Raw genomic sequence first — 25,412 nt, 5'->3', positions numbered from 1 at the left:
ACGGGATCCCCTATCGGAGACGAACGTCCGACATCACACACCGGATCCATCGCGTGACGAGTGGTTCCGCTGGGGTTTCGTCGACTGCGGGGTGTGGTCGTCGAGCTCGAGGGCGACCGCGCGGGTGAGGGCGTCCTCGGCGGGGAGCGCGGCCTGCTCGGCGGGCGAGAGATCGTAGCGGGAGACGGCGATCGGCTGGGTGGTGCCGGCCAGTGCGTACCGGACGACGGACTCGTTCTTGTCCGCTACCAGGAGCATCCCGACCGTGGGCTGGTGTTGTGGCCTGCGCAGTCTGTCCTCGACGAGGGCGACGTAGAAGCCGAGCTGGCCGGCGTCGCGTGGGTCGAATTTCGTGGTCTTGAGTTCGATGACCACGTACCGGAGTTGCTCGACGTGAAAGAAGAGTAGGTCGAGAAAATAATCATCGTCCTCGACATCGAAGTGGACCTGGCGGCCCACGAACGCGAATCCGGGGCCGAGCTCGCGAAGGGTGTCGATGATGCGTTCGACGAGTCGATCCTCGAGTTGTCGCTCGGCGGCGTCCCCGTCGATGGCGAGGAACTCGAGCGTGAATGGATCCTTGGTGATCTGCTGAGCGAGCTCGGAATCGGTGCGCTCGAGGGCGTGCGGGAAGTTGGACGGGGCGGCACCCTCTCGCTGGCGCAGTTGGGTCTTGATCTGGTGCGCCAGCACGGGGCGACTCCAGCCATGTGCGATGTCCTTGGCGCTGTACCAGTCGCGTAACTCGGCGTCATCGAGCTTCTCGAGCAACTCGATGACATGACCCCAGGGCAATTGGCCAACGGGTCGTTGACCGATTGCCTCGGGGTCGGGCCACGCCTCGGCGAACCTGCGCATGTACTTGAGGTTCGCCGGCGAGAAACCCTTCGCACCGGGAAACTCTGTGCGCAGATCCGCGGAGAGCCGGGAGAGGACCTTGCTGCCCCACGGGGCTGTCCTCTGTCGCTCGATGATCGTCGCCCCGATCTGCCAATAGAGCCTGAGCAGTTCGGTGTTCACTCGGCGCTGGGCGATGTAGCGCGCCTCATGCACGAGCCGCTTGATGCTCTCGAGCGTGGCGGCGTAGTCGGTAGCGACATGGGAGGACATTGCTCGACGCCATTGGAACCGGCTGGTCGAAGGTGCAGCCGTTAGAGGAGAAAGCGCTTTACCGGGCTTGTCGAACAGCGAGATCGACTGGCTGCCGTAGTTGGTGACCCAGACGTTGGCGTCGATGGCGGTGTCGAACCCGGGTCCGTCGAATCCGCGTGCAGTGTGGAATCGATTCTCTAGATCTGCGATAGTTCTTAGATTCAGGTTCCTGGAAACACTGCCTGGCACGACCATGCCGGGCAGTTATTCTCGACCCCGCCGCTATCGGACCGGGTGCTAGCACTGTTCGCACAATGCGCGGCTTCGGCATGGAAAGGTAGGGGCCCCACCGCGTCACTGGCGGTACAACTTCGGCGAGGCCCCTGCCATGCCACCAGCTTCGGGGGAGGTGGCAGAATCAACATATACCAATCGTTGCGCTGCATGTAAGTAAAATATTCTAGACAGGAAAATATCTCTTGTAAATAGAATCGTTTATGTATATTCTTTGGGCGAAGTGGTTCGCAGTCGGACGCGCCGGGTGCGGCGAACTATCACGGAGGGCAATTACTGATGAGTTTCCGAGAAAGCGTGTCCTGTGCTGCTGGTGTGATGCGGCTGGGTATTGATGCAGGCATCGCCTTGATAGCGATAGCGGTGGCGGTCCCCGTCGCATTCGCCATAGGCGAGGGAAGCGCAATGCGGCGGACGGTGCGCGGCGGCCACTATCCCACCGGTCCAGTAACTGACGATCTTGGAACGATCTTGACACACAGGTGAAGTGGTGCGGAGGCGTCACGCCGTCGGCCGCCTGGTAACACCGACCCGTAGGAAGTTGAGATGGATGCGCCAAAAGCGAGAAGGCGGTGTGTACTGCGTTGACGCGGGCTGTCCCAGTGTGGTCCTGCGCCAGTTCCGTGAGGCGGCGCCCAGTGCGATCGTCGCGGACTACGGCGAAGTGGCGGCCACCAAGGAAGGCGTGCACCGTTGGGCTCCAGTGCCTCGGTCGGCGGTCCCACGAGATGACGAGCGTGTGGCCTTGCCGACACCCGAGAACTTCACCGTCGAGCGTGGTGCACCCGTGCGTACCGGAATCTAGCCCGAAAATGACTGAACACGTGAGAGCGGTCGATTTGCGAGTGGTTTCTGTTGATCGAAGCGATGAGGAGGCATACTTCGATGGACGTACCAGCCTTGTCTTCCGAGGAACGCGCGGAGGCGTGGGCGAAGGCCGCCGCGATCCGGAAGGCACGCAGTAATCTTCTCGCAGCAGTTCAGGCCGGTGAGCTCACGGTTTCCGACGTACTCGAGCAGGCGGAAACCAGTGCGATCGTGAGTAAGACCAGGGTGAGCGTGGTGATGAAGGCGCTTCCGGGCGCCGATGCGATGTGGGCCACTCGGATCCTCGAGCAGCTGTCGATAGCCGACGCGCAGCGGATAGGCGGCCTCAGCGCGAAGCAGCGGCATGCCTTGCGGGGGATCACCACCCGCCGTTTCCCGAAGGACCTCCTCGGGAATGATCGGCCTTCGGCGGGTTTTGCGCTCAACTGCTCGACCATCGGGGTGGCAATTTCGGAATTTCTAGAAGGGCTGTCGCCGGCGCATAATGCGAACTCCGCTGATGACGAGGGTTCGGTACTCGACTGCCTGTGGACCGATGAGCACAACATCAAAGTGGTCAACGTTGTCGTAAGAAGCAGGGCCACGTCTCCGGCAGAGATGGAACGCATCCGCGCGGGCAAGGTCTACACGGGCGACTACCCCAGGTACAAGATCGTCGACACGGACCGCCTGCGGGCGGCGAACGCCGTGGGAGCCATGATGGTCGATCCAGACCCTGTTGGAAAGCATGAGGTCTCTGAGATGCAGGACATCATTATTCGGACGCCACAGTTGCAGGTCGAGGGGCTGTCGTGGAAAGCGCCGATAACCATCGAAATTGGGACCCGGGTGGCTGAACTCATCGCAAGTGACAACTGAACCTCACGAAGGCCGCCACTGAACTGCACTAGTCCGTCGCTACTCAAAATTAACCCTACGAACAGCACGGTTGCTGTGTTTGTACCTGGAGCCTGCTTTAGCGACCATTTCGAAGGAAGGGCGCATCGATTCTGAAGGGAGGCCCCGCTACGGGTGGACTCGATTTCTGGCACTTTCCCGACGGCCAGTTGGGGCATCGCCCACTGTCAATAACGCGAAACTGCTCCTGAACCCGCGCGGCACCGTCGCTTCGTCCTCTGGGCTTGCCATGACCCTCCTCAGCCGTGCGTTGGGCGCTCCGCGGCAACTCTCCGGCCTGAGCCTGAACGATTTGACCATCGTCACCGCTACCGCCACCGAAGACGGTCGACAAGACAATGGCGTGTTTGTGAGGCGATCACCCAGTGGGAGGGTCATGTTTCATGACGCTTCCTCAATGAGTGCGTGGGCTATCGCCCGCAACCGCTCGCGGGCGCTATGGTCGGGGGTGAAGACATTGGTTGCCCCGACAAACCATGCCCCATCGGCCAATAAGCGTGCTGCCGTCAGCTTCGCACGTTGGTCGGCAGACAATTCGTCCGGCAGATGAACCCAAGGCGCGATCTGCTCGGACCACCGTGCCGATAGCGGCTCACATAGCCGCGGGTCACTGAGCATTACGATGTCTGTGCGATCGAAATTCCTTGTCAAGGCGAAATCGACGTACGCGTGGATGCGCTGGGGAGGCGAGGCTTCTTCGATCCGTCCGTGCAGATGGGACATCAATTGTTTCTCCCACTGCAGGGCAACGTAATCGACAAGCCCCAACATTAGTGCTTCCTTGGTGGGAAAGTAGTACATCAACCCGGGCTTCGATATCCCGACTTCACGCGCCGTCGATTCGAGCGCAACGCTGCTTCCGCGCCGTAATCGGTGCAGGGCGCCATCGAGTATCCGAGTACGTGTTTCGGAAGCCATTCGGTGGTTCCACCATTCGAAAGGTAGGCGGACAAAGTCGTTCACTGCTGTGGCGACACTGCAAACGGAGCGCACTTGAACAGCGGGTAGCGGGACCCTGCACAGCACTGCTGAGGACCCCAAAGATTCTCCCACCCCGCTTCGGTCGGTGGTAGCCACAGGTCGTCCCAGTAGGGGTCTTCCATTCAGGAGGAGGCGGCCGTAGGTGATATCGCGGTGACAACGGACGCATCGGTCAGCGCTTGGATGCGGTCGGCGGAATAGCCGAGTTCCTCGAGGATCGGGAAGGTATCTTCGCCGAGCTGTGGGGCATGTCGGTTGAAGACCACCGGGGTCCGCGACATCGCAAATGGTGTGCGGGTGGCGTAGTACTCGCCTTCGGAGGGGTGCTCGCGCCTGGTGATCAGCTCTTGGCTGAGGACATAGGGATCCTCGTGCGCGTTCGAAAGGTCGAGCAGATCCGAGGCCGGGATGCCGAGCGATTCGCACTGCGCCAGCCACTCCATGGTGGTGCGCCGAGGTGTTATTTCTCCTATTGCCGAGAGTAATTCGCCCATATGTCGGTGGCGGTCGTTTACGGTCGCGTAGCGGGGGTTATGAACCATGTCGTTGCGGCCGGCTAGGGTGAAGAAGTCGTTCCAGTTCTTCGCCGAGTACGGCATGATGCAGATCCAGCCGTCGGCCGTCCGGTGAGGGGCTCGTTCCGGCGTGAGCACGCGCGCCCATCCGAAGTTCCCTTCGGCGGGGGCGAAGGTGTGCCCACCGAAGTGCTCGACGAGGTTGAAGCCGATCATCGCGTCGACCATCGGTACGTCGACCTCCTGGCCGAGGCCGGTACGGGTCTTCTCCATCGCGGCGGTGAGAATGGCGATGACGATGTAGAGACCGACGACCTTGTCCGCGATGACGTAGGGGGCATAACGCGGTTCGCCGTCAATGAGTTCGGAGAGCTTAGCGGCACCGGAGGCGGCCTGAACAATATCGTCGTAGGCGGGGTAATCCCGGTAATCGGTTCCGGAGCCGTACGCCTGGGCGGTGCACAGAACCAGACCAGAATTGATCTGTGCCAGGCGCTCGTAGGTTAAGCCGAGCTTGACGCGGGAGCGCGGCCGCAGGTTGGTGACCAGCACATCCGCGTCACGGACCAGGTCGTCGAGGATCTGCTGGCCGTCCTCTGAGGCGAGGTCTAGCGCGATGCTGCGCTTATTTCGCTGCAAATTCATTGTCAACGCACTCATCCCCGCGTGGCGCTGAGCCCCGACGCTTCGACTCATGTCCCCCTCGAGGTTCTCCACCTTGATGACGTCCGCCCCCAGATCTGCCAATGTGGCGGTGGCGAACGGGCCCATGATCACCGTCGTCAGGTCAATGATGCGCAGACCGTCGAGAGCGCCTGGTGTGAGCTGCATTGAGTCCTCTTCTCGCTGTGACTACGGGTGGGGCAGTGCAAACGATTATGCCCGTATGGATATCGGCTACGCAATAGAGTGAAGGATTACGTATATAGGGAGTTTCTCGGATGCGGTTGCAGCCGCGTTGGTGTGCAGCACGAAGGGGGTGTCGTTTGCGGAGTGGGCAGGAAAAGGCACGCTGACCTCGTCCTGATCGAGAGCCGTGGGGATCGATCGATGACCTCGGAAGGCTGTCACCGAAGACATCGACTGGTTCAACGATCGCCGAGTCTACGGCCAGATCAGGATGATCCCGCCCGTCGAAAGCCGCACAGTCCTAATAGCATTCATACAATGCCACCAGTTTCACACAATAGAGAGCGGTCGTCGAGAGTCGCTGCTGAAGCCGGGGTGCAACAAATTCCGGTTGTAGGTTCGGTGGTACTCGTAGTGATGGAGCCCGGACTGGTAGATGACCGAGCGGGCCTCGGCGGGCAGACACGTCTGGACGTATGCCCACTCGGCGGCCGGTGTCCGGCTGATTCCCTCTGCCTTCCCGTTGGTCTGCGGACGTTCCAGGGCCGTGTAGCGGTGCTTGAGGTCGGACCGAGCGCGGCTGGAAGCAGTGGGGTGATATCAAGAACGTTGTCAGCCAACATCGCCCGCACTCAATACCGTTCTCGGCGAAGAACCGGCGGGCTGTTCCCTCAATGCGGTGACCGTCGACTTGCGTTCGTAGAGTGGTCGTCTGGGCACGCTAATCGGGAATGGTCGTCGACCACATGATGGTGGAAGGCGTAATCGCGGCCCTTCCTCCTGTTGTGACGGTTGCCGAGGTTGCGGACGCGAGGATCGATCATCCATCGCCGTCGGGTCGCCAGCCTGGTAGCGGCACTGATTTCTTCGCCACCGGAGGTCCCGACCCTATTGTGAGCAATGCCGTTCGCAACTTCGTAGGACTACAACGAGTTGACCAGATATCCGCCGGCAGAACGAGTTCTGGATGCGGTCCTTAAATGCTCCGCGGTGGCCTCGAGCAGCTCGTTCCACGACACCTCGAACTTGTCGACGCCCTCGTTCTCGAGGACGAGGAAGACGTCGGTCAAGTCGACGCCGACGGCGGCGATCTTGTCGAAGACCTCCTGCGACTGGGCTCCGGTGCCGGACACCGTGTCACCGGTGATGTCACCGTGGTCGGCGACGGCGTCGAGCGTCTTCTCGGGCATGGTGTTCACCGTGTTCGGTGCCACCAGCTCGGTGACGTACAGGGTGTCGGAGTAGTCGGGGTTCTTGACACCCGTCGACGCCCACAGCGGACGCTGGGGCCGCGCGCCGTCGCCCAGGAGCCCCTGGAACCGCGGCTGGACCTCGAACACCTGCTGGTAGGCCGCGTACGCCAGTCGTGCGTTGGCGAGCGCCGCCTTGCCGCGGAGTTCGAGTGCCTCCGGCGTACCGATCGCCTCGAGTCGCTTGTCGATCTCGGTGTCGACGCGGGAGACGAAGAACGACGCGACCGAGTGAATGCGGGAAAGGTCGTGTCCTGCTGCCTTGGCCGCCTCGAGCCCGTCGAGGTAGGCGCCCATGACGAGTTCGTACCGCTCGACCGAGAAGATCAGGGTGACGTTGACGCTGATGCCTTCGCCGATGACCTTCGCGATGGCGGGGATGCCGGCCTCGGTGGCCGGGATCTTGATGAACACGTTGGGCCGGTCGACGATCTTCCACAGCTCCACCGCTTGCGCGACGGTCTTGTCGGCGTCGTGCGCCAGCCGGGGATCCACCTCGATGGAGACCCGGCCGTCGACTCCGTGGCTCGCCTCGTACTGCGGGGCGAGGATGTCGCAGGCGGCGCGCACGTCGTCGGTGGTGACCGTGCGGATGGTGGCTTCGACGTCGGCGCCGCGCTCGGCCAGCTCGTTGACCTGCGCGTCGTAGACGTGGCCCTTGCTCAGCGCGGCCTGGAAGATGGACGGGTTGGTGGTGACGCCGACGACACTCTTGGTGGCGACGAGTTCGGCCAGGTTGCCGGACTCGATGCGGTCACGCGAGAGGTCGTCCAGCCACACGGAGACCCCGGCCTCGGAGAGCTTCTGAAGATTCGGATTCTGAGTCATGACGGTTTTCTATCCCTTCACTCGGGAGAGCGAGCGCTGTGCGGCCGCGGTGACGGCTTCGTCGGTGAAACCGAACTCGCGGAACAAGGTCTTGTAGTCGGCAGAGGCGCCGAAGTGCTCGATCGAGACGATTTCGCCATCCGAGCCGACGAAGCGGTACCACGGCATCGCGATGCCGGCCTCGACGGCGACGCGGGCCTTGACGGTCGGAGGCAGCACACCGTCCCGGTAGGCCTCGTCCTGGGCGTCGAACCACTCGACGCACGGCATCGACACCACCCGCGTGGGAATACCCTCGGCCTCGAGGGTCTCGCGGGCGGCCACGGCGATCTGGAGTTCGGAACCGGTGCCGATCAGGATGACCTCGGGAACACCGGAGGAGGCATCGGCGAGGACGTAGCCACCACGGGACACTCCCTCGTAGCTGGTTCCTTCGAGGACGGGCAGATCCTGGCGAGTCAAGGCCAGGCCGGAGGGCGCCCGGGTCGCCTCGTCGGCACCCTTCTCGAGGACGGCCCGCCAGGCGTGGGCGGTTTCGTTGGCATCACCGGGGCGCACCACATTCAGGCCCGGGATGGCGCGCAGCGCGGCGAGGTGCTCGATCGGCTGGTGGGTCGGGCCGTCTTCGCCGAGACCGATGGAGTCGTGAGTCCAGACGTAAGTGACCGGGGTCTTCATGATCGCCGCAAGCCGCACGGCGGGACGCATGTAGTCGCTGAACACCAGGAAGGTGCCGCCATAGGGGCGGGTGGGCCCGTGCAGGGCGATGCCGTTGAGAATCGACCCCATGGCGTGCTCGCGGACACCGAAGTGCAGGGTCCGGCCGTAGGGGTCGGCGTTCCACATCGACGTGGAGATGGAGGCGGGGCCGAACGAGTCGGAGCCCTTGATGGTGGTGTTGTTGCTTTCGGCGAGGTCGGCGGAACCGCCCCAGAGTTCCGGGAGCACCGGTCCAACAGCGTTCAGGACCGCAGCGGACGCCTTGCGGGTGGCGACACCCTTGGGGTCCGGCTCCCAGGTCGGAAGTACGTCGGCCCAGCCGGCGGGCAGGTCGCGACCGGTGAGGCGGTCGAGGAGCTTCTTGCCCTCGGGGGCGCGCACAGCCCACTCGTCGAAGCCGGCCTGCCATTCCTTGTGCGCCTGGGCGCCGCGCTCGACGACCTTGCGGGTGTGCGCGATGACCTCGTCGGTGACCTCGAACGTCTTGTCGGGGTCGAAGCCGAGTGCCGTCTTCACTGCGGCAACCTCGTCGGCGCCGAGCGCCGCACCGTGGGCGGCACCCGTGTTCATCTTGGTGGGCGCCGGGTATCCGATGATGGTCCGCAGCAGGATCATTGACGGGCGGTCGAGGACGTCGCGAGCCTTCTGGAGCGCTTCCTCGATCGCGACGACGTTCTCGCCGCCCTCGACGACCTGCACGTGCCAGCCGTACGCCTCGTAGCGGGCGGCGGTGTCCTCGGACAAGGCGATCGCGGTGTCGTCCTCGATGGAGATCTTGTTGTCGTCGTAAATCAGGGTGAGGTTGCCCAGCTGCTGCACGCCGGCGATCGACGACGCCTCGGAGGTCACACCTTCTTCGATGTCACCGTCGGAGGCGATGACGTAGATGTGGTGATCGAACGGGCTCTCCCCGGGTGCGGGCTCCGGGTCGAACAGGCCACGTTCGCGGCGAGCCGCCATCGCCATGCCGACGGCAGAGGCCAGACCCTGACCGAGTGGACCGGTGGTGATCTCCACGCCGCGGGTGTGACCGTGCTCGGGGTGTCCCGGGGTCTTCGAGCCCCACGTGCGCAGCTGCTTCAGGTCGTCGAGTTCGAGGCCGTAGCCGGCGAGGTAGAGCTGGATGTAGAGCGTCAGGCTCGAATGCCCACAGGAGAGGACGAAACGATCGCGGCCGATCCAGTCGGCGTCGGTGGGGTCGTGGCGCATGACGCGCTGGAAGAGCGTGTAAGCAAGGGGTGCGAGGCTCATGGCCGTGCCTGGGTGGCCGTTACCCACCTTCTGCACCGCGTCCGCGGCGAGTACGCGGATGGTGTCGACGGCCTTGGTGTCCAGTTCGGTCCAGTCTGCTGGGTGAACCGGTTGCGTGAGGACGTGGATGTCGTCTGTGATCGACACGGGCAGAAGTCTCCTGACATGGGTGAACGAGTTCGGAGTGCAACGGCGCACCAGGCTGGTGGCAGCGCAGTGCGCCCTGCACTGCGACGGTCACCGCACCGTCTATGGCTAGACGGTGCGGTGACGGGACTCGGGGAGTTAGCCGAGCTTGCGCAGCCGTGGCGCGAGGTCACGCTCGAACAGTTCCAGAAAACGCTTCTGATCATGCCCGGGAGCATGGAACACCAGATGGTTCAGGCCAGCGTCGATGTAGGGCTTGATCTGCTCGACCACTTTGTCCGGATCGGAACCGACGATCCACCGCTTGGCTACCTGTTCGATGGGAAGCGCATCCGCGGCGGCCTCCATCTCGATCGGATCAGTGATGTCATGTTTCTGCTCGGCGGTCAGGGACAGCGGTGCCCAGAATCGGGTGTTCTCTAGTGCCTGTGCGGAATCGGTGTCGTATGAAATCTTGATCTCGATCAGTCGATCGATGTCATCGACCTGACGTTCGGCCTTTCGGGCGCCTTCCGCGACAGCCGGCATCAGCTTGTCGTTGTACAGCTCCATGCCTTTACCGGAGGTGCAGATGAATCCGTCACCTGCGCGACCGGCGTAGCGGGCGACGACCGGACCGCCAGCCGCAACATACACCGGAATTCCCTCTCTAGGAACGTCATATATCGATGCTCCCGTAGCGCGGTAATATTCGCCCTCGAAGTCGACTCGGCCACCCTTCCACAGTTCGCGCATGAGTTGCACGGACTCGCGCAACCGGGCGAATCGCTCTTTGAAGTCCGGCCAGTCGCCTTCGAACCCGGTCGCGATCTCGTTAAGCGCCTCGCCGGTACCGACGCCGAGCATCACCCGCCCGGGATAGAGCAGCCCCATCGTGGCGAATGCCTGCGCAATAACTGCGGGGTTGTACCGAAAGGTCGGTGTCAGCACCGAGGTGCCGAGCTGGATCCTCGTGGTCCGCTCGCCGACGGCCGTCATCCATGCCAGGGAGAAGGGGGCGTGTCCACCCTTGTGCCGCCAGGGCTGGAAGTGGTCGCTCACCATGGCACTGTCAAGGCCGTGGTGTTCTGCGAGGACGGCGAGTTCGACCAGTTCACGTGGTCCGAATTGTTCCGCCGAAGCCTTGTATCCGAGCCGGAGTTCTGAAGTCATTTCAGCTTCCTACCAATCGTTTCGAATTTCTGAAAACCGCCCTGCGCGGGGCGGCCGGATCTGTCTGTGCGAACGAAGCGTCAGCCGTGGAAATTCACTGTCGAGTATTCTCGGAGTTTATTCAGGCTGTGTTGTCCGTCGATCATGCGGACCGTGCCCGACTTTGACCGCATGACGATCGACTGCGTGGCGGCTCCACCTGCGGCATAACGCACACCGCGCAACAGATCACCGTCGGTGACGCCAGTCGCGCAGAAGAAAACGTTGTCTCCGGACACGAGGTCCTCAGTGAATAGAACCCGATCCAGGTCGTGCCCAGCTTCGATCGCGCGTTGGCGCTCGGCATCATTCGTGGGCGCCAGCACGCCCTGGATCGCGCCGCCCATGCACCGGAGCGCTGCTGCCGCGATGACGCCCTCGGGTGTACCGCCGATCCCCAGCAACATATCCGGGGCGGAACGAGGGTCCGCGGCCGCGATGGCCCCGGCAACGTCGCCGTCGGCAAGTAGTTGGACCCTGGCCCCGGCATCGCGCACGCTAGCAATAAGGTCACCGTGGCGGAGGCGGTCGAGTACGGCCACCGTCACGTCGGAAAGCGACGACTTCTTTGCGCGTGCCACGCGTCGGATGTTCTCGCGGACAGGCGCCGTGATATCGATGACGTCGGCGGCTTCGGGACCGACCACGATTTTCTCCATGTAGAACACCGCGGATGGATCGAACATTGTTCCACGTTCAGATACCGCGAGCACGGCGATGGCGTTGGACATTCCCTTAGACAGCATGGTCGTGCCATCCACCGGATCGACTGCGACGTCGCAATCGGGACCGTCTCCAGTTCCGACGGACTCGCCGTTGTAGAGCATGGGTGCGTGATCCTTTTCGCCCTCACCAATCACAACGACTCCGCGCATGGAGACCGAATTGATGAGTTGTCGGATCGCATCGACCGCGGCACCGTCGCCGCCAATTTTGTCTCCCCGCCCCACCCAGCGTCCCGCTGCCATCGCGGCAGCTTCCGTCACTCGGACCAGTTCCAGCGCGAGATTACGGTCCGGTTTCTCTCCGTGGTTCGTTCTCGACACAGTCATCGGGTGGCCGCCTCTAGTTGAACGGCGGCGGCTTCTCCGCTGCTCGTGGAGTGTCCCCCGAATTGGTTCCGTAGGGCTGAGACCGCCTTCATGGCTGGTGACGAATTCTGACGGCTCCCGAATCGGGCGAACAGTGCGGCTGAGATAACCGGGACCGGCACAGCATTCTGAATCGCCTCTTCGAGGGTCCATCGGCCCTCTCCCGAGTCCTGGGTCCATCCAGAGACTCCCGCCAGATCAGGGTTGTCCTTTACTGCCCGCACCAGGAGATCCAGTAGCCACGATCGCACCACGGTGCCGCGACTCCAGGCCTCGATGACCGCGGGGACGTTCTCGATGAGTTCTGCGGCCCCAAGAAGTTCGAAACCTTCCGCGTACGCCTGCATCAGCCCGTACTCGATTCCGTTGTGCACCATCTTGGAATAATGGCCGGCACCGACAGGTCCAGCGTGAACGAAGCCTTCACTGCGAGGACCTTCGGGTCGGAGGGCGTCGAAGAGCGGCATTGCCCGGGCGATGTGTTCCTCGGCTCCGCCGACCATCAACGCGTAGCCGTTCTCGAGGCCCCAGATTCCGCCTGACACACCGCAGTCGAGGTAGCCGATTGCGCGTGTGTCGAGAGACTTGGCGTGGTGGACGTCATCGCTGAAGTGTGAATTGCCGCCTTCGATGACGAGGTCACCGGCGGAAAGCGTTTGGTATAGATGAGTGATCGTCTCCTGCGTCGGCCCGCCGGCCGGAACCATCACCCACACGATTCGCGGGGACGGGAGTGTTTCGACGAGCGCGTCGATCGATGACACATCGGAGGTATCGACGTACGGATCGTACCCGATGACTTCGATCCCCGAACGTCGGAGCCGTTCGCGCATGTTGAGGCCCATTTTTCCCAGTCCGATAAGCCCGATCTGCATAGCGTGGAGCCTTTCGAAATCGATAGAGCATGCCCGCTCGGCCGAGATCGAAGAGCACACAACTCTCGGGCCACGCGGGGTATCTCGAATTTGTGATTTTGTTGAAATCGCCTTTGGTTTCCAGCAGGTATTCATCTGCAACAGGAGTCAGTCGCTGACTTCGGTAACCTGCTCGTGTGTGTAGGAGACGGCGACGCACACGTCTTAGTACCCGGGCCACCAGTTGCGGCGGTACAGATTTCGTTCGTTTGGTGCGCAGTGGCGAGCACGTGTGGGACATCCGGTTCAGTTCTCAGTGATCAGCTTTTCCGTTGCAGAGGTGTGGTCTCGAAAAGGAGATGCAGTGACGGGCTCCCCGCCCATCTCCCTCTCGCGAGAGTATGCAACGTTCGTCGATTCCTCCGTCTTCTCGAGGTCCATGCAAGGCGGACCCCAGTTGCCGTCTCCGCGTGCGTTCGAGACGCTGGTTTGGCGCTCCCACCAGTGTCTCCGCTGCAGTAAGAACTCCCGAGCTGCACCTGCCCGCCGCCACATGCTGCCTGAGGATTCGAAGCGCCGATGGGCGCGACCGGGCTCGGAGCAGAAGCGGTGCGCTGTGCAGAGTTGCCCGGGGACTCACGGATCAACTTCCCCGTGTCGGCGGTGAGCCGGCGAGCTCCCTTCTCAATCCGCATTTCGAGCGGCTCTCCGGCACGCCGGAAGAACATTCGCGCGCTTGATGGCCGGCAATTGCCACCAACCGAACTGTGCGCCGACAGCTGACGCGACCACCCGGTTCATGTGAGCGGGCTGTTACTCAGTCGAAAGCGCCCACAAGGAGCGGAAACAGAACGGGTCGAATCGATTGAAACGGTCTTCACGCTGCTCACCCCCCGCCATGTGAAGAGAGTTGCACCGTCGGGGAGCAGCAAGTGGCCAAAGCTGTGAGGCATGTGGTGGGATATCCTCCAAAGTAGAATCGTTTACATAGAGTAAATGTCGATGCTGCAACGGTCAAGGAGGCCTTGATGGGAAACCAATTTGTGCAGGCGTTTCGTCTAGGCGACTTCGTCGGTGGCGAAGACGCGCCACACGAGAACTCGGTGGAGGTAGTTCGTTGCACGGCGTTGTGGAACCTCGCGTCCACCGTCCCAGGGCAGCTGAGCGGTCCGGGTGCCGGTCCCGTCCAGATACGAGATCGTGGCCGATCCTCAGCAGCCTTTCGCGCATCTACCGCTGGTAGCAAGGTTGAGCGGGGATGGGAGCTGGTCCAATCCCGGTACATCATTAGCCCCAGTGAGCCCTTCAGAAGAGCGCCCAGACCGCATCCAGGGAACACCACTTCGGGAGTTGTCTCGGCGATCCGGGGTGAGTCGGGCTCTTCTCCTCAGTGTTGACGGACTGCCTTCCATGCTTCTCGACGAATTTGATCGACGCGGATTGCGCTTCGGGTGCTGACCGGGCTTGCCGACGCCGCGGGTCTCGATGGAAATCACGGCTATACGCACCTGTACACGAGTAAATAGGACAGACGTTCGCGCAGTTGCGCACGTCGTCGGCGGAGTTCACCAAGTCCTTGGTCGGGTAGGTTCAGGTTCCTCGCAGGCGCAACGTGCGTTTGGATGGACTCGATCAGAGTGGAACCCTCGACGTCGTCGTTTCCAAAATCTTTACAGTTGTGGTGATTGTTTCAACGCCCTTTACAATTCTGCGGCATTGACAAACGCACGTACCGCCGTCGGATTGACATGGATCACGGGTGGCAGATCGATTGGGCCGCCCAGCTATACCGCCGGCCACCACCTGATCGCGTCTTTGGATCATCCCTGCTTCGTCGCAAAGTGCTCTGCATTAAGCCCTTTTGGGAGCAATTGGCTGGAGCATAGGCAAGGAACCCGGGCGGTTCTCGGTAGAGTTCTAAGTACTCTTCTGGCTCGGCGCCGAGTCTGGCTCGTCGAGGGTGGCGGGCAGGTTTTCCGCTTGACGGCCAGAAGCCGCTCTTGTAAATTAGAAACGAATCAACAGGCGTTGAAGCCCCAGTTTTGGGGGAGAAGATAGACGAATATTGAATCGATTCTTGCTCTGGGCCGACGACTCGGCCACCAATCGGCTAAGGGGAGTGCGGTTTCGAAGGGAAGCCGAGGGCGCAGAATCGGCCTAGTGCTCTCGGAGGTGCGAAACGCGCTCAACCAAGCTCGCCCTCCCAATATCGCGCGGAGCAGTCCCCCGCAATGGCTCAAGAGTTGAGTTATGAACATCTTTGGAACTGGAGTAGGTATGAGTTCGACTAAGGACGCAGCCGTTCGAGTGCTCGTGGTCGGCGAATCGTGGATAAAACACACGGTGCACATCAAGGGCTTCGACGAGTTCCGGACGGTCGAGTACGAGGAAGGCGGCGGCGTCTTCTTGAACTCGCTGAAGGCTTCCGGTCTCGAGGTGACGTACATGCGCGCACATGAGATCTCGGGTCTGTTCCCGAAGACGCTTGAAGAGCTACAGCAGTTCGATGTCGTGGTGCTCAGCGACATCGGAGCAAACTCCTTCCTGTTGGCCGATGAGACTTTTCTGCGATCCGAGCGCAGCGTCAACCGCTTGGCGCTACTAGTGGATTTCACCGAAGCTGGCGGCGGCCTGATCATGGTGGGTGGCTACATGTCCTTCACCGGCATCGATGGTAAGGCACGCTATGGGATGAGCCCGCTGGCTTCGGTTCTTCCTGTCACAATGCTCGACTACGACGACCGGGTCGAGGTGCCCGAGGGACTCGATGCCACGTTCGACGAGCCTGGCCACGAGATTCTCGGCGGAACCCCGGCGGAATGGCCGATGCTTCTCGGCTACAACCGAGTCATCGCCAAGCCGGATGCCACGGTGGTAACGCGCTTCGGTGACGATCCGCTGCTGGTGGTCGGCACCGCCGGTGTCGGACGCACGGTTGCCTTTGCCTCAGATCTGGCACCGCATTGGGCGCCAACGGAGTTTGTGCAGTGGCAGCACTACCGTGCGCTCTGGACCTCGATTGTGAACTGGGCGGCCGGCGCGAGTACATCCGTCGCGTCACCGGCTCGTGCAACTGCTGCGGTAGATTGAAGAGTTTATGAACAGTAGTCAGCCTCCGACGATGAAAGATGTGGCTCGGCATGCGAACGTTTCAGTCAGCACGGTCAGCTACGTCCTGAACGACAGCGGACCAGTTGCGCCCGCACGTCGCGCACGTGTGCTCGACGCTGTGCGGGTACTTAACTACGCACCCAACGAGGCTGCACGGGGGCTGAAGAGGCGCTCGGCGCCCACGATCGGGCTCGTCGTTCCCGAACTCTCGAACCAGTTCTTCGCGCTCCTGGCGGAAGGGGTGGAGCAGGTTGCCGCTGCATATGGAGTGCTTGTCGTGTTGTGTGCTCCCGAAGCCACCGATGGGGCAGAGTCGCTCAACGGCCGATTGCTCCGCAGCCAGAGACTGAATGGCATCATCTATCTGTCGGGAGCCTCGACGTCGCCGACGTCGCTTCTCGAGCTCACCCGCCTCGGGCCGATCGTGCTGGTGGACGAACAGGTGCCCGGATTTGACGTACCGGCAGTTGTGTCGAACAACCGTCGGGGTGCTCGTGAAGTTGCCCAGCACGTGCTCGAAGCCGGTCATCGGAATATTGCCGTCATAGGAGGTCCCGAGGGGCTGTGGACGGCGCAGCAGAGACTCGCCGGCTACCGGGAAGCGTTGGCAGCGGCCGGAATAGATCCCGACAGCGTTCCGGTCTTCTGCGGAAACTATCGGCAGAACTCAGGCACCGAACTTGCGGCGAAAGCGCTGTCCGGGCCGTCGGAGAAGCGCCCTACAGCGTTGTTGTGCGCGAACGACTTGATGGCGATCGGCGTGCTCGAATACTGCCGAACCGAGGGCATTCAGGTTCCTGAAGAACTCAGTGTGGTCGGCTTCGACGATCTACCACTGGTTTCGCTCCTAACGCCGAGATTGACGACAGTCCGCCAACCGGCCCGGGACATGGGGGAGCGCGCCGCACGTGTCCTATTCGACCTGATCGATGGCAAAGACGACCTAGAAACTCCACAACCCTTCCCAGCGCTGCTACAGATAAGAGACTCCGTGGCCACACCGCGAGGTAGTTCATGAGTACGCCGCCGAACGCGGGTACCGCCAGGAGGCGGGTTTTCGTTGTCGGCGCAATCAACGTCGACCTTGTCGTCGCCGCCGAGAGGTTGCCGGGTCCGGGGGAGACCGTCGTGGGGGCTCGCGTCGAACGGTACGGCGGCGGAAAGGGTGCCAACGCCGCGGTTGCAGCCGCGCGGGCAGGAGCCGAAGTGCATCTCGTCGGGGCGGTGGGTGCGGACGCGAACGGCACGGAGGCGTTGAGTGAGCTCGTCGCCGAGGGGATCAGTGTAAGCGGCGTCACCGTCCTGGAGCAGGAAGCCACCGGGGTCGCGTTGATCGTGGTAGATCCGGCCGGTGAAAACCAGATCGCCGTCGGTGCGGGAGCCAATGCAGCGTTAAGCGCCGAACACGTCACGCTGGCCCTCGAGTCCGAACTCAGGCGGACGGATTACGTCTTGGTGAGCACGGAAATACCTGAGGCCGCGGTGGCTGCCGCTGTCGAGACTGCAGCCCTAGCCGGGGTACGTTGTGTCCTTAATCCGGCCCCGCCCATACCCGGAATCGTCGGGCTGCTCGGCCTTGGGCCGATCTTGACACCTAACTCCGGCGAGTGCATCGAACTCGCCCAGACGCTCCTGGGCGATGCTTCGCCGGACTACGAAACAGCTGCGAAAGCGATCATGGCTAGAACCGGCGCCTCGGTCGTCGTAACACTGGGAGGCGACGGTGCCCTGGTAGGAACGCCAGATGGAAACATCAACCATGTGCCACCACGGCGCACGGTGGCACGAGATACAACCGGCGCGGGCGATACATTCAACGGCGTTCTGATCAACCGGCTTGCGGCCGGCGACCCACTCGAGGATGCCGTACAGTACGCGAATGCCGCAGGCGCCCTGTCTGTTGCGCACGTCGGTGCTCGGGCAGGGATGCCTCGTGTGACGGAGATCGAAGCCGAACTCAAAACCTGACGCCAGGTGTCCCGAAACGGGGCGGCTGGGCCCCTCGGTTCTGAGATTTGACTGATGCTGCGTGGAATGACAACTTCCGGCGCCTCGTCACTCTGTAGGTGCATCACTGAGCAGGTTGCCGGATAGACCTGGGTCCGGCGACCATCTCCAGCCGTCCTTGTCGCTGGAAGCGTAATTCCCTGAGTTCGCACCAGAATTCGATCTCGATCGTAGGGGATGTCTTTCGGTCTGGGAACCCGTTCCTTGACGAAGGTCAGAACACCCCGCACGACGGGCACGCCGGCGCGGTGTTCTCGTCGATGATCAACGCGACCAACCGGGCGCCGCCGGGTCAAGGACATGCTGCTTACTGGTACTCCTGACAGCCCAAAACAGCACTGTCGTGCTCTCGACCACGCTCTTCGTCCCTCCGTTGCCTGATGTTTTGCAGCATCCCGATTTCTGAAGACCGAGGGTCTGCCGGACGACCGCGCCGAACACCCTCGAGTCCCTGGTGGCCCGCGCAGATTGGAGAGCCCTGAGATGGTGAATCGATAATTTATTGATACCGAAATATCGTGGTTTCCGATTGAAAACACCAGCACTTATCGTTACTCGATAGTATTCTTTTTATATGAGTATTTTAGCAATCGCCCGCATTATCGCTTGGGCCTGGACAGAGTCACGGCTGCGGAGTTCTAAAATTACGGGCGCCTCGGTCGGAGAGTAGTCCGACTTACGGCGCGCTCAGGCAGAGGTGATATGTCGGCTAGGGTACATCGGCGAACGGACGACCACGCCGACCAGTACGGGCACGGCAACAACTCCGGGATCACTCCCATTGCTTATCCGCCAATACCTGAACTGGGTCACCCGAACATCGTCCTGTAGAACGCTTTACACCCTTGTCGGACGCCGCCGTTGGCAGACGATCTGGACCCGGCGGCGGCGGATCGCCGGTCACGGTACCTGTGATTGTGTACTCGAACGGATTCTGACCACGGCCGACGCGTCTGGGATGGTCCACTGGGTGGTGTCGGCAAATCGACGATCGCTCGCGCCCACCAGTATGCAACGAGCATCCTCCGCTACAGGGGCTGGATCGAATAGCACGAATCCGCACCTCGGGCCGACTGGCCACGTGGTAGGCCGCTCTCGCGGTGGCCTGTCGATGGAAGATTCATCAGCCCCGTCGACCGTGACGGGCGGTTACTGCTGGTGACGCAAGGGCGCCGGGTGATCTATCAGCTTTGCGATACCTGCTCGCGAACCTTCACCGGGAATGAGGTGTGCGGATAACCGGAGAGTCCCTTACTAGCAGCGCACTGTTGCCGGTCCCCGGGATAGCGGCGAAATCTCCTGGCTTTCTGTCGGTATCTTGCTTCCGAGGACCAATTGCGATCAATATTCCTTGCGCGGCTCAGACATAGGCAAAGGCAGGAATTGCCAGGTTCGATGGGAACCTGGCAATTCCTGATCTTGTGAGCTACCGGTCAGGCGTCATTGTCGCCATAGACCGACTTCAGCTCAAGGAAGTCGTGGAGTCCAAACTTTGCGAACTCTCGGCCGTTGCCTGACTGCTTGTAGCCGCCAAAAGGAACATCTGCAAGAAGGGGCGCGCCATTGATGTGGACCATTCCCGTACGCATGCGGCGGGCGACTCGTCGCGCTCGTTCGTGGGAGCCGGAGGAAACCATGCCGGCCAGCCCATAGCAGCTATCGTTCGCGATTTGAACTGCGTCATCTTCATTCTGGTACGTAATGAGCGTCATCACGGGCCCGAAGATCTCTTCCTGGGCGATGGTCATGTCGTTGGTTACGTCGGCGAAGACCGTTGGTTTCACGTAGTAACCCGTAGTCAGGTGCTCTGGGCGTCCAAGTCCACCGGTCACCAGGGTTGCGCCCTCATCGATTGCCTTCTGGATCAGTCCCTGGATTTTGTCAAATTGGGCCTGAGATACCACCGGGCCGATCGTGGTTCCGTCCGCCGTGGGCGGGCCGACGACGATACCGTCCGCCGCCGCCTTGGCAATGGCAATCGCATCGTCGATCTGTGACTCTGAAACAAGGATGCGAGAACTGGCATTGCAGGACTGGCCCGAGTTGAGAACCATGCCATTCACATCGCGCGTGATGACCTCCTCGAGGTCCGCATCGTCGAGCACGATGTTCGCAGACTTGCCGCCCAACTCTTGAGCGACGCGCTTTACCGTGGGAGCCGCGTTGCGAGCCACGTCGATCCCCGCGCGGGTAGACCCTGTGAAGGAGACCATATCGACGTCGGGGTGCGACGATAGCGCTGAACCGACCGCCGGACCCGCGCCGTTGACGAGGTTGAAGACGCCTGCTGGCACCCCCGCCGCATGGAAGACCTCGGTCAAGATAAGCGCGTTGAGCGGAGCAATCTCAGATGGTTTGAGCACCATCGTGCACCCAGCAGCCAGGGCTGGTGCGGTCTTGGCCGCAATTTGGTTCAAAGGCCAGTTCCACGGGGTGATCAATCCGCACACGCCCACGGGCTCGCGGACGACGGTGGTTGTGCCGACCTTCTCCTCGAACTCAAAGTTCTGTAGGACTTCAAGTGTGGTGATGAAGTGGCCGAGGCCGAAAGGAACCTGCGCGGCCTGAGCAAGACCAGTCGGTGCGCCCATCTCATCGCTGAGCACCCCGGCAAGATCGTCGGCGCGCTTCTTGTACTCGGCGATGATGTTCTCCAGCAATTCAATCCGCTCGTCACGGGTTGTAATCGAGTAGGAGTCAAACGCAGCTTTGGCCGCAGCTACGGCACGATCAACATCCTCCGCTGTACCCAGTGCGATGGTGGCAAAAGGCTTCTCCGTCGCGGGATTAATGACGTCGAGTGTTTCAGAGCTGGCAGGGTTCACCCATGCCCCATTGATGTAGAATTTCTTGGAATTCTCCATGGTGCTTCCTTCGTTCGGTGCGTTGGTTGATGCTTCTTTAACTTGGCTGGCGCTGTTCGAAAAGTGAAGAGGATCCGAATCCCTATTCAACTCGAGATCTCAGGTAAACGGTCTTGCTATTAGTGAAGAAATGGCGCGCGGACTTTCCCAATTCGCGGCTCATGCTGCTGGAGGCCTTCAAACCACCAAAGGGAACATGCGGCTCAATACCGGCCGTTTCCCGGTTGACATGAACCAGACCGGATCTGCTGCGCCGGATAAAATCCATTACCGTACCGATACGGGACGTGAATATCGCAGCCGAAAGTCCGAAGACGGTGTCGTTGGCGGCTGTGAGGGCATCTTCGTAGTCATCGACTGCGGTAACGACCACCACTGGACCGAAAATCTCTTCTCGCATCAACCGGCTGTTTGAAGAGACACCGGTGAGCACGGTGGGAGTGACGAAGCAGTTCCCGTCGCCGTGCCCAACTTCGTCTTGCTCACGACCAGTGAGGAACGTGGCCCCTTCGTCGTAAGCGAGCCTGAGGTATCCGCCGACCGTGCCACATTGGTCGACAGATGCGAGCGGACCTACATCGGTAGTTTCCTGATAGGGGTCGCCCACAGTGAGACGTTCAACCTCTTCGACCAGACGATGACAGAAACTCCGAGCCACGTCCCGTTGAACATAAACCCGGCTTGTTGCGGTACACCGCTGACCAGCAGAAAGCATCGCGCCACGGGATATTTGGGTCGCAGCGTCGTCGACGTCCGCATCGGAAAGAACAATTGCAGGGTTCTTACCGCCTAGTTCGAGCTGGACCTTCACGTTGCGGTCGGCAACCGCTTGCCGTAAGCGGACTCCGACCGCATTGGAGCCAGTAAAGGTCAGGGCACACAGCCTCGGGTCGCCGGTGAGAGCGGGAGACAGGGTTCGTCCGTTTCCGGTAATCATATTCAATACACCGGGAGGGACACCGGCCTCCAGCAATACTTCGGTCAGCAGTACTGCACTGCCGGACGCGGCCTCGGCAGGCTTCCATACTACGGTGTTGCCGAATGCCAGTGCGGGGGAGAGCTTGAATGCGGGAATTGCTAAAGGGAAATTCCAGGGAGTGATTACGCACACCACTCCCGCCGGTTCCTCGACGGTCATCAGGAAGGTATCGGCGCTGGAACCGGGATAGGTGTCTCCTATGGGTTGGGAAACCTCATTGGCAAAATAGCGAAAGACTGCGACGCTTCGCCGGACTTCACCGCGGGCGTCGCGAATGGCTTTGCCCATATCGGCAGTAAGACGTCGTGCGGCCTCTTCGGTTCGGCCTTCGAGCAAATCAGCAGCGCGAGAGAGTATTGCTCCTCGTTGACCCGCCGGCATCGCCGCCCAACCACAAGCTGCTGCTGCAGCAGCAGCGTAAGCCTCCTGAACATGATGTGCATCTGCCTCGGCGAAGGTTCCCGTCTCCTCGCTGAGGTGGGCAGGATCGAATCGTTTGAATATGGAACTGGAGCTAGTCCACATGCCGTTCACGAGGAGCGTGGCACCGCATGGCGTGGGGTAGTCGCCCGCCAAGTTCGCCATAGAAAGTCCTAACTTATGGAAAGTGGATGTTTGTTCGAGTCGCGATGAAGGTGCCGGCCGGTACGTAGGTTGTGCCTTAAAAAGATTTCGTACTGCGTCACAGACTCCCTACTGTCCATCCCGGGCCCGGCAACGGCAGAATCCGGCTTGGTTTTAGGCATCGTTCGGGGCGCCTGCGACCTTGGTGTCCGTCAACGCCCCCCAGTCGTTCGATCTTGGTACTGGTAAAACCCGAGTCGCGCGGTGAGTCTTGTAGAAACGTTTACATCATCCTAGGTCCGATGTCCGAATGCCGTCAAGTATTCGCAACCCACTGGTAAGTGCCACGCATACGCAAGTTCCGCAGGCGGAGTGCGAGAAACGGAGCCGTTACCCAGCTGCGCGCGTTTGTACTAGGTCTCGAAAGAGCGCAACGTCGACATTTGTTGCGAACTGAATCCGTGGGCCCGAGGCCGGGGGTTGGCCTGCGTCTATGAACTGGACTAGGGTCCGACCTCGGCGTTCTCCTGGGGCGGTAACGACTTCGATCGTCGCAGGTGTTTTGCTGATCACCGGCGGGTGGACGATGCTCGCCAGGGCCAGCGCGTCGTGCATTGGCCATCCGCCTTCGTGAATGTCGCCGTATGCCTCGATCATTCGGGCGAGTAGGGCTCCTCTTCGTGACTTTCGCCGCAAACGTGCGAGATCGTCAGGATCGAGAGTCGCCCGGCGGGTTACATCCAATCCGACCACCACAATTTCTGCGACTGCCGCATTGCTGAACACTTGGGCGGCCGCTTCGGGATCATGCCAGATGTTGAACTCGGCATAGTCGGTGATGTTTCCTGGCCCCGTCCCGCCACCCATCACTGTAATCCGCGCGATTCGGTCCGTGAGATCCGGATACTGAGCGAGGAAGATCGCAATGTTGGTCAGAGGCCCGATGGCGGCGATGTCCACGGATCGAGGTTCGGCATCCCGCAATACATTGGCGATAAGGTCGGTCGCGCTTTGCGATCGCCGTTGTGGCCCCATGCCTTCGAGCATCACTCCACCTAGCCCATTGTCGCCGTGTGGCGAATCTTTGACCCGCTCGTAGCCGCCGACAAGAGGGTGTGCTGCTCCCGCTGCGATGGGAATGTCGCCGCGGTCAAATGCGGTAAGCAACGCCGCGGCGTTCGTGGTCGCGATGTCCAAGGGGGAGTTGCCCGCCACGCTGGTCAGCGCGACCACTCTGACTTCACTGCTGGCGATCGCCAATGCTATTGCCAATGCATCGTCTATTCCCGGGTCTGTATCGATGATGAGCGGTCTCGGGCTGGGCATCGATTGCCTTCTTTCGCGGAGCTTGTAGAGCTGGCCACGGCAGCGCCCGCAGTCTTGCGCGACGCAGAGTAGAAACGATACCATTCGGTTGTTGGGAGATTGTCTGCTGCGGTAACCGAGCGCAGTTGCCTCTCCGCGCCTTGGCTGGTCGATGTCAGTGCGGGACAACTGAAAGGTCGAGATCGACAAGAGCGCAGGTCAAGTCGGGTGATGGGAATCCTTTACTCGGGCCGAGGATAGGGATCAGACGGTCTCAAGACTAAGACCAACTACCGATGTCTGTAGGAGAAGGCTGAAACGAGCTCCGGACAGATAGAAACGGTTCCACTTTGCTCTTGAGAGTTCAAGATCGTGGATTGGGGTTGTCGAAGTCGTGTCTCCGGTACTGGGTGGGGGGTGTAGTACGGGCGGATCCTGATTGACTTATTGGGAGAGACGGCGCTTAGTGGCCGAACTGGTTCGGGTTAGCGTGGAAGGCTGCGGCACGGTTTCGATGTTTGTCGAACCACCGCGCTGACTCGGTCTGACGGTCGGCCAGCGGAATACTGTGCAAGCTCGAGGTCGAAATGACGCCATCCAGGTAAGGGCTGATTTGTGGCCCAGCCAGCGGACTCAAGACTTACACATACGGAAAACCCCTAGACGAGTACATGACAGTGAGGCATCGAGCTGTGGACGTTCTGACTTCGAGTCCGGCGGGTGGCGCCGACAGCGCTACACCCGTGGGTGCTGCAACAAGCATGCCCATGAACTACGGCAAGCGTTTGAAACTGTTCACCGGTCGAGCGAACCCCGAGATCGCGAAGGCGATCGGTGCCGAGCTGAACGTGGGGCTGAGTCCGGTGGTACTGAAGACGTTCTCGAACGGTGAGGTGTACTGCCGGTTCGAAGAGTCGATCCGCGACGCCGACGTCTTCATCGTCCAGCCGACCTGTACCAACTCCGCTACCGGGGTCACCACCAATGACGCTCTGATGGAGCTGATGGTGATGATTGACGCCGCGGTGGGCGCCAGCGCACACCGTGTCGTCGCAGTGACGCCGTGGTATGGGTACTCGAGGCAGGACAAACAGAGTGCTCCGCGGGAACCAATATCGGCGCGCATGGTTGCCCGAATGCTCGAATCGGCTGGAGCGGACCGTCTGCTGGCGATGGATCTGCACGCCGGACAGCTCCAGGGAATGTTCAAGATACCGGTGGACCACATGACCGCAATGAGGTTGCTCGCTCAGTACTTCATCGATCTCGAGATGGAGAATCTCGTGGTGGTGGCACCCGACGCCGGCCGGGTGAAACTGAACAAGAGCTTTGCCAAGTGTGTCGGCGCCGATCTCGCGATTCTCGACAAGGAACGCCCGAGACATCAGGTGGCCGAGATAGGTCACGTGATCGGGGATGTTCGGGGCAAGACTGCAATCATCGTCGACGACATGATCGATACCGCCGGCACGCTCCGTGCTGCGGGAGAGATGGTGATGAGGGCAGGAGCGTCGAGGGTCTTCGCCGCAGCCACCCACCCGGTGTTCAGCGGCCAAGCCTACGACAACCTCGCCGCGGCACCGTTCGAAGAGATCGTCGTGACCGACACGATCGCGCTGTCGCCCCAGGCACCGGCCAACGTGCGCGTGCTGTCCTGCGCCGGCGTTCTCGCCGACTCGATCAGCCAGGTCTTCCGCGGCGGATCCGTCAGCGAAGTGTTCGGCAGTGAGTACCAGTTGTTCTGATCGATAGAAGTGGAGCCGTCGAGCCGTGCTCGAGGGTTCTCATTACCGG

At 61.3% G+C, this 25,412-nt stretch carries 17 protein-coding genes and 1 pseudogene; 7 read left to right on the top strand and 11 right to left on the bottom strand.

Annotated elements, in window-relative coordinates; genetic code table 11:
• Positions 1-33: 33 nt before the first annotated feature.
• Positions 34-1,110 (bottom strand): PDDEXK nuclease domain-containing protein, encoded by a 1,077-nt coding sequence (locus tag GFS60_RS31415; protein ID WP_159928066.1) that lies wholly within the window; start codon positions 1,108-1,110, stop codon positions 34-36.
• Positions 1,111-1,936: 826 nt separating this feature from the next.
• Between GFS60_RS31415 and GFS60_RS31410 the strand changes: the two genes are divergently transcribed.
• Together GFS60_RS31410 and mihF are read left to right on the top strand one after the other, a co-directional pair.
• Entirely contained in the window at positions 1,937-2,191 is a 255-nt protein-coding gene (locus GFS60_RS31410) for a hypothetical protein (protein ID WP_201453687.1), read from the top strand.
• Between the two features lie 80 nt (positions 2,192-2,271).
• The gene (gene mihF, locus GFS60_RS40160) at positions 2,272-3,072 is read left to right on the top strand and encodes an integration host factor, actinobacterial type (protein ID WP_328799841.1); all 801 of its coding nucleotides are present in this window, start codon (positions 2,272-2,274) and stop codon (positions 3,070-3,072) included.
• Positions 3,073-3,492: 420 nt separating this feature from the next.
• On the opposite strand, the gene GFS60_RS31400 is transcribed toward mihF, so the two are convergent.
• From GFS60_RS31400 to gnd, 7 genes are all read right to left on the bottom strand, one after another.
• Positions 3,493-4,029, bottom strand: a complete 537-nt coding sequence (locus tag GFS60_RS31400; RefSeq protein WP_159928065.1) for a TetR/AcrR family transcriptional regulator — start codon at positions 4,027-4,029, stop codon at positions 3,493-3,495.
• Positions 4,030-4,214: 185 nt separating this feature from the next.
• Positions 4,215-5,438: a CaiB/BaiF CoA transferase family protein gene (locus GFS60_RS31395; protein WP_159928064.1), complete on the bottom strand. Its 1,224-nt coding sequence runs from the start codon at positions 5,436-5,438 to the stop codon at positions 4,215-4,217.
• 941 nt (positions 5,439-6,379) lie between these two features.
• Positions 6,380-7,534 carry a transaldolase gene (tal, locus tag GFS60_RS31390; RefSeq protein WP_159928063.1) on the bottom strand — a complete coding sequence of 385 codons (1,155 nt, stop codon included), beginning with the start codon at positions 7,532-7,534 and terminating at the stop codon, positions 6,380-6,382.
• A gap of 9 nt (positions 7,535-7,543) precedes the next feature.
• Complete coding sequence (gene tkt, locus GFS60_RS31385; protein ID WP_159928062.1) at positions 7,544-9,652, bottom strand: transketolase; 2,109 nt, start codon at positions 9,650-9,652, stop codon at positions 7,544-7,546.
• Between the two features lie 138 nt (positions 9,653-9,790).
• Complete coding sequence (gene fgd / locus GFS60_RS31380) at positions 9,791-10,804, bottom strand: glucose-6-phosphate dehydrogenase (coenzyme-F420) (protein ID WP_159928061.1); 1,014 nt, start codon at positions 10,802-10,804, stop codon at positions 9,791-9,793.
• A gap of 80 nt (positions 10,805-10,884) precedes the next feature.
• Complete coding sequence (glpX, locus tag GFS60_RS31375) at positions 10,885-11,895, bottom strand: class II fructose-bisphosphatase (RefSeq protein ID WP_159928060.1); 1,011 nt, start codon at positions 11,893-11,895, stop codon at positions 10,885-10,887.
• On the bottom strand, positions 11,892-12,944 hold the full coding sequence (gnd, locus tag GFS60_RS31370; RefSeq protein WP_159928059.1) for a phosphogluconate dehydrogenase (NAD(+)-dependent, decarboxylating): 1,053 nt from the start codon (positions 12,942-12,944) through the stop codon (positions 11,892-11,894). Before gnd ends, glpX begins: the two co-directional genes overlap by 4 nt.
• A gap of 2,121 nt (positions 12,945-15,065) precedes the next feature.
• On the opposite strand from gnd, the gene GFS60_RS31365 reads away from it, so the two are divergent.
• The 4 genes and pseudogenes from GFS60_RS31365 to GFS60_RS40445 form a co-directional block, all read left to right on the top strand.
• The gene (locus GFS60_RS31365; protein ID WP_159928057.1) at positions 15,066-15,878 is read left to right on the top strand and encodes a glutamine amidotransferase; all 813 of its coding nucleotides are present in this window, start codon (positions 15,066-15,068) and stop codon (positions 15,876-15,878) included.
• 31 nt (positions 15,879-15,909) lie between these two features.
• Complete coding sequence (locus tag GFS60_RS31360; RefSeq protein WP_236603583.1) at positions 15,910-16,917, top strand: LacI family DNA-binding transcriptional regulator; 1,008 nt, start codon at positions 15,910-15,912, stop codon at positions 16,915-16,917.
• Complete coding sequence (locus GFS60_RS31355) at positions 16,914-17,867, top strand: ribokinase (protein WP_159928055.1); 954 nt, start codon at positions 16,914-16,916, stop codon at positions 17,865-17,867. The genes GFS60_RS31360 and GFS60_RS31355 overlap by 4 nt, the downstream gene beginning before the upstream one ends.
• 901 nt (positions 17,868-18,768) lie before the next feature.
• Positions 18,769-19,017 (top strand): annotated as a pseudogene (locus GFS60_RS40445) (hypothetical protein); the annotation flags it as partial.
• A gap of 322 nt (positions 19,018-19,339) precedes the next feature.
• On the opposite strand, the gene GFS60_RS31350 reads toward GFS60_RS40445, so the two are convergent.
• From GFS60_RS31350 to GFS60_RS31340, 3 genes are all read right to left on the bottom strand, one after another.
• Positions 19,340-20,770, bottom strand: coding sequence for an aldehyde dehydrogenase family protein (locus tag GFS60_RS31350; RefSeq protein ID WP_159928053.1), 1,431 nt, complete (start codon positions 20,768-20,770; stop codon positions 19,340-19,342).
• Between the two features lie 82 nt (positions 20,771-20,852).
• The gene (locus GFS60_RS31345) at positions 20,853-22,334 is read right to left on the bottom strand and encodes an aldehyde dehydrogenase family protein (protein ID WP_236603582.1); all 1,482 of its coding nucleotides are present in this window, start codon (positions 22,332-22,334) and stop codon (positions 20,853-20,855) included.
• 369 nt (positions 22,335-22,703) lie between these two features.
• Positions 22,704-23,639 (bottom strand): nucleoside hydrolase, encoded by a 936-nt coding sequence (locus GFS60_RS31340; protein WP_201453686.1) that lies wholly within the window; start codon positions 23,637-23,639, stop codon positions 22,704-22,706.
• A gap of 746 nt (positions 23,640-24,385) precedes the next feature.
• Here GFS60_RS31340 and GFS60_RS31335 point away from each other — a divergent pair.
• The gene (locus tag GFS60_RS31335) at positions 24,386-25,363 is read left to right on the top strand and encodes a ribose-phosphate diphosphokinase (protein WP_159929065.1); all 978 of its coding nucleotides are present in this window, start codon (positions 24,386-24,388) and stop codon (positions 25,361-25,363) included.
• Positions 25,364-25,412 lie beyond the last annotated feature (49 nt).

The sequence above is a fragment of the Rhodococcus sp. WAY2 genome (genome assembly GCF_009859915.1).
In the GTDB taxonomy this organism is placed as follows: Bacteria; Actinomycetota; Actinomycetes; order Mycobacteriales; family Mycobacteriaceae; genus Rhodococcus_F; species Rhodococcus_F oxybenzonivorans.
Note: the sequence above shows the minus strand (reverse complement) of the source record. Positions and strands in the feature narration are given on the sequence as shown.

Bases quoted from the DNA above. Each gene is read 5' to 3' on its own strand.
- gnd (WP_159928059.1), bottom strand. From the start codon at position 12,944: ATGAATACCTGCTGGAAACCAAAGGCGATTTCAACAAAATCACAAATT.
- fgd (WP_159928061.1), bottom strand. From the start codon at position 10,804: ATGACTTCAGAACTCCGGCTCGGATACAAGGCTTCGGCGGAACAATTC.
- GFS60_RS31410 (WP_201453687.1), top strand. From the start codon at position 1,937: ATGCGCCAAAAGCGAGAAGGCGGTGTGTACTGCGTTGACGCGGGCTGT.
- GFS60_RS31335 (WP_159929065.1), top strand. From the start codon at position 24,386: ATGAACTACGGCAAGCGTTTGAAACTGTTCACCGGTCGAGCGAACCCC.
- GFS60_RS31345 (WP_236603582.1), bottom strand. From the start codon at position 22,334: ATGGCGAACTTGGCGGGCGACTACCCCACGCCATGCGGTGCCACGCTC.
- GFS60_RS31350 (WP_159928053.1), bottom strand. From the start codon at position 20,770: ATGGAGAATTCCAAGAAATTCTACATCAATGGGGCATGGGTGAACCCT.
- GFS60_RS31355 (WP_159928055.1), top strand. From the start codon at position 16,914: ATGAGTACGCCGCCGAACGCGGGTACCGCCAGGAGGCGGGTTTTCGTT.
- GFS60_RS31360 (WP_236603583.1), top strand. From the start codon at position 15,910: ATGAAAGATGTGGCTCGGCATGCGAACGTTTCAGTCAGCACGGTCAGC.
- GFS60_RS31365 (WP_159928057.1), top strand. From the start codon at position 15,066: ATGAGTTCGACTAAGGACGCAGCCGTTCGAGTGCTCGTGGTCGGCGAA.
- GFS60_RS31400 (WP_159928065.1), bottom strand. From the start codon at position 4,029: ATGGCTTCCGAAACACGTACTCGGATACTCGATGGCGCCCTGCACCGA.
- mihF (WP_328799841.1), top strand. From the start codon at position 2,272: ATGGACGTACCAGCCTTGTCTTCCGAGGAACGCGCGGAGGCGTGGGCG.
- GFS60_RS31395 (WP_159928064.1), bottom strand. From the start codon at position 5,438: ATGCAGCTCACACCAGGCGCTCTCGACGGTCTGCGCATCATTGACCTG.
- tal (WP_159928063.1), bottom strand. From the start codon at position 7,534: ATGACTCAGAATCCGAATCTTCAGAAGCTCTCCGAGGCCGGGGTCTCC.
- glpX (WP_159928060.1), bottom strand. From the start codon at position 11,895: ATGACTGTGTCGAGAACGAACCACGGAGAGAAACCGGACCGTAATCTC.
- GFS60_RS31340 (WP_201453686.1), bottom strand. From the start codon at position 23,639: ATGCCCAGCCCGAGACCGCTCATCATCGATACAGACCCGGGAATAGAC.
- GFS60_RS31415 (WP_159928066.1), bottom strand. From the start codon at position 1,110: ATGTCCTCCCATGTCGCTACCGACTACGCCGCCACGCTCGAGAGCATC.